This is a genomic window from Streptomyces sp. NPDC052107 (assembly GCF_040680215.1).
Classification (GTDB): Bacteria; Actinomycetota; Actinomycetes; order Streptomycetales; family Streptomycetaceae; genus Streptomyces.
In genome coordinates this window covers 1-2,033 of the sequence record NZ_JBFAWG010000252.1, presented here as the reverse complement: position 1 = coordinate 2,033, position 2,033 = coordinate 1, and the positions used below count along the sequence as shown (strand labels likewise).

The 2,033-nt window shown below is 64.6% G+C and carries 3 protein-coding genes; 1 reads left to right on the top strand and 2 read right to left on the bottom strand.

Annotation, left to right across the window (positions count from 1 at the left end; genetic code table 11):
• The first annotated feature begins 241 nt into the window (after positions 1 to 241).
• Positions 242 to 781, top strand: coding sequence for a hypothetical protein (locus tag AB0M27_RS47545; RefSeq protein ID WP_365732427.1), 540 nt, complete (start codon positions 242 to 244; stop codon positions 779 to 781).
• A 208-nt stretch (positions 782 to 989) separates the two neighbouring features.
• Here the strand turns inward: AB0M27_RS47545 and AB0M27_RS47540 are convergent, their stop codons facing one another.
• Positions 990 to 1,277, bottom strand: coding sequence for a hypothetical protein (locus tag AB0M27_RS47540; protein ID WP_365732426.1), 288 nt, complete (start codon positions 1,275 to 1,277; stop codon positions 990 to 992).
• A 471-nt stretch (positions 1,278 to 1,748) separates the two neighbouring features.
• Positions 1,749 to 2,033 (bottom strand): hypothetical protein (locus AB0M27_RS47535; protein ID WP_365732425.1); only part of this gene is annotated, 285 nt, incomplete at its 5' end.

Genomic DNA, 2,033 nt, shown 5'->3' with positions numbered 1-2,033 from the left:
AGGACGAGCTTCGATTCCCACCAACTGCCACACCGCTGACCAGCAAGTTCGACCTCATCCAAAGCCCAGAACCCCGATTAACTGCGGAACCCGGGCGTCAGCGTTGCCGTCATTGCCGTGCGCCTAGGAGCTGGGCTCAACAGTCTTGGTGATGTTCTGACACGCGGTCTCTTGACGCCGCGCTCCACACGGCGTTGGATCTTCCCTGCCCGTGCGGGTGCACGGGTAGAGAGCTGGGACGATGACCGAGGACGCCAGACCCGGGCTGATAAGGGTGGTGTACTTCCAGCAGACGTGCGCATCGATGCTGGGCGGCGGCGCGGTACTGTCCGAAGGGTTGCTCCTGGTCTTGATCGGTACGGCTCACCGGCTGGAGACCCTCCTGGTGGGAGCAGTTGCGGTGGCTCTTATGTCCCTGGTGCTACTGCCGTTGCGCTTCCGTCTCCCCGCCCGGCTTCGCCGCACGTACGAGCATGCCGTGCAGATCGACAGCGCCGAAGAACAACCGCACACCGGCCAGAACGCGGCGCAGCGGCTGTCGCTACGGCGCACGGCCGGATTCGTGGGTGGAGTGGTCTGTTGGCTGATGCTCATCGGCCTGGCAACGCATCAACTGATGCCGCCGCTCATGCTGGTTCCGATGGCCGTGGCCCAGTGGGCGCAGTCCCGGGCGACCGCGAAATGGGAGCGGGTGAACGGGGCAGACCTGTGGCAGACCGTGCCCGGGTTGCTGGGTGCCCGAGGCCCGGTGCTTCGTGTGCCGGCAAAGCGCGGTATCTGAAGCCACGGCCTTAGCGGCCGCCACTCCCGGCACCGCTTTAGGAGCGAGGTGGGGCGGTCGGTGGCGTGACCTGTGGATTCCCCGCCCTGGAAGGAGTGGGGGCGTGTCCCGTTGTTCACCGTGATTCCCCCTGAGTCCCCGCTTGTTCTGGCGCGAATGTGGCACGGCTGCTCTTTGTCCCGAAGAATTGCGAGAGCCTTGACTGCCCTTACTCGCCGTTTGGGATGCGGACGAAGCCCTCGGTCCACGTGTCGTCGTCCACGGGATACGGCACGATCATGAAGCAGTCGGGCTCGTCTCTGAACCCTGGCAGGAGTCGAGCGCGGCGGACGCGTTCCTCGGCCTTCTCCTGGGTTGAGTAGATGCCCAGCAGCTTCACATCATCGCCGTCTTGCTCGTCGATGTGGAGACTGCCCTCCTCGTCCCTATGCACGGTGGTTCCCTCGGGTCCGGCTTCGTTCTGATGGCCCACGTGCCACAGCGGATAAACGATCACTTTCACAGGCTATGGGAGTCTTCGGAGGCACTTGGCATGTAGACGCCGTATGTGGGTCCTGCCCGACCTGCCGAGACTCGGACCTGGGACAGAGCGCAGCTGTGCCCGTCGTTCCCCGCGACTCCCCGCTGCGTCCCCCCGGAAGGGGCACGCAGCTGGCACGATGAACCTCTCGATGCGAACTACGGGCGGGGCGGTCGCTGAGGTCTGCTTGGCTGGCCGGGCGGTTGCCTGCGGTTGGTGACGGTCGGCTGCGTTCGCGGGGGTTGCGGTACTTCGTTGCTGTACCGCAACGGGACAGAGTGCCAAGTCATCGCTTTCGGCGCTTGTCGCGCCTGACGCCCTTGATCCAGTCGCGAAAACCCAGCATGTCCACGACAAGGGACGCCACTGACGCGACGGCTCTCAACACTCGAGACACGAGCGACGCTGCCAGATCTTCCATGGCTCCCCCTGATCGGTATGAGCACCTTACAGCGCGGGCAGCACGGGTAACGCCGTCGGCGGGGAGACGGAGGTGAGCTGGTAGCCGCCGTCCATCGGTTGAGGGCGGTCACTGCGCTGAACACGGACTTTGAGATCCGGCCTCATCCTTATCAGGTCGATCACGGGGGGCCGTCGACGTCGACCAACCGGGCCTGAGCCTCGGCCGGTCGTCCACTTCTCGACGACGGCCGAACCCTGACCCTCTGACGGCGTATCAAATCTGACCCACTTGGTGATCTTCATCTGACCCTGGCCTTGGTGATCAAGGTC

Coding starts and splice junctions, on each gene's coding strand:
- AB0M27_RS47545 (WP_365732427.1), top strand. CDS start 242: ATGACCGAGGACGCCAGACCCGGGCTGATAAGGGTGGTGTACTTCCAG.